General features: G+C 31.7%; 1 protein-coding gene. It reads left to right on the forward strand.

The window, feature by feature from the left end; all coding sequences use genetic code 11:
* The first annotated feature begins 749 nt into the window (after positions 1-749).
* Positions 750-2249, forward strand: coding sequence for a mechanosensitive ion channel domain-containing protein (locus tag AC3DU7_RS31480; RefSeq protein ID WP_488043164.1), 1500 nt, complete (start codon positions 750-752; stop codon positions 2247-2249).
* Positions 2250-2330: the final 81 nt, after the last annotated feature.

Below are 2330 nucleotides of genomic sequence, written 5' to 3' on the forward strand. Positions count from 1 at the left end.
AAAAGTAAGCAGAAAGCTAAGTTTAGACTTAAGCCGACTGTGTAGGGGCACCGCGGAAATTGTCCCCAGAGAGTGTATTTCAGCTAAGAATAGACGGAGCAACACGGATTTATCCTGTTGCGTAGTATCTACTTAGAATCCCCTCGACAGAGAGCCAGGGGAGTAGTCAATACTTGGTATAGCTCGCGAATATGAGGCAGTTGATTGCTATTTCAAAATTTATTTGATAGAGAATCTTTCATAGTAGAAAATATACATACAGAAAAATTTATACAGGATTTTCCCAGAAGTGTGAAGTGGATTGCACTTTTGCCTATTTGCTGTTCCATACAACCTCAAATTTTGTAATTCATCCAAAATAAAAATACTATAGCAATATGATTTGAGTTGTGAGATATTGGAAACTTTTAGGGAACAGGGAACAGAGAAGAAGAAAAAAACGTATCATATGAATATCATAATTGATATATTCCATACTTTTAAGGAACACCTCAATTCTCACAACTGATTCCTGATTGCTATAGACTCTATTCTTGTGTTTACTCCTATATTTACGAAATTCTAATCAAACCATTAGAATAAGAATTTAAAATTTTAATTCACTTAATTTTATAGAATTAATTTATATAGATGAAATACTAATAACTTCTCTACCTCCTGTCCTCAAAAACCCGAGATATATCTACTTAATAAAGCAGCCAACTGCTGTAAGTTTTTAATCTAAAAGTAAAAATAGTTTTACAACAAGTATGAATTGGTTTTTTTTACAAGGGAAACAATGGTTTCAAAACTTATCTAGAGCATTAACAACTCCACTTTTTTATATTGGAGATAATCATCTTTCTATAAGTGCTATTGTCAGACTAATTCTATTAGCTGTAGCAGTCTTAATTATTGCTCGTACTATTGGAGAAGGAATCAAGAGATTACTACTAACTCGTATGGGTTTAGACCGAGGTAATCGAGAAGCGATCGCCTCAGTTATTATCTATATACTTGCCACTTTAGGGATTTTAATTGTTTTACAAAGAGCTGGTATAGATCTGAGAACAATTACAGTTTTAGCAGGAGTTTTAGGTATTGGACTTGGCTTTGGATTACAAAATCTTGCTAGTAACTTTATTAGTGGTTTAACACTTTTATTTGAACAGCCTATTAAGGTAGGAGATTTTATTGAAGTAGATAATTTATTAGGAACAGTAGAAAATATTTCTATTAGGTCTACAATTGTGCGTACTCTTGACGGTATATATGTAATTGTACCTAATATAAAATTTGTAGAAAATAATATTATTAATTGGAGTTATAAAGAGCCTAAAAGTCGTCTTCGTATGCCAGTTGGAGTTGCTTATGGTAGCGATCCATTGTTAGTAACGGAAGCATTATTAGCTGCTGCTCGGGCAGAAGCGAATGTATTAAATCGTCCTTCTCCTAAAGTATGGTTTAAAGGTTTTGGTGATAGTTCTCTAGATTTTGAGTTATTAGTTTGGATCGAACATCCTCAAGATAGTGATATAATTCAGAGTTCTTTGAATTTTTTAATTGAGCATGAATTGACTCAGCAGGATATAGTTATTCCTTTTCCTCAGAGAGATTTATGGTTAAAAAATCCACAAGATTTGAGTACCTTATTTAACAATAGTATTGTTAATAATACTAGCGAAAGTAAAGTGTTTTCCCAAAATAGTGTTTCTTCTGAACAGAAACAGAGTAGTATTCAACCTAAAACTAAAAAATCAGCATTAAAATCACCAAATAATTGGAATTTGCGAGACCTACTCAGAAGAGTTACTTATTTTGAAAGTCTTACTGATTTAAAACTCAGAAAATTAATAGAATATGGTTATAGGCAGTTATTTCCTGAAGGGCAAATTATATTTAAAGAAAATGATGTTGGAGATTCTTTTTACATTATTCTTTCTGGTGCGATTGAGGTTATTTCTGAAAAAACTGGTAAATATATTGCAACTCTTCACGAAGGAGAATTTTTTGGTGAAATGTCTTTATTATTGGGTTCTCCTCGTACAGCTACAGTAAAAACTGTTGAAGATTCAATTTTGTTTGTTATAGAACAACATGATTTACAAAGATTATTAGAAGAATCTCCAAGTTTGGCTACTGATATTTCTCAAAAGCTTTCTGAACGCCAACAGGCATTACAAGAATTAGGATTACTTGATATTAGTTACTCAGAAAATACTCCTTTTACCAAGATTAGAAATCAGATTAAAACTATTTTTGGTATTTAAATAAAGAGGAATCAGGAGTCAAGAGGAAATAAACTATACCATTTATCAAAAACTTTTCTACATTTTTTTGAGTAAGGGAGT

The organism is Okeania sp. (genome assembly GCF_983059655.1).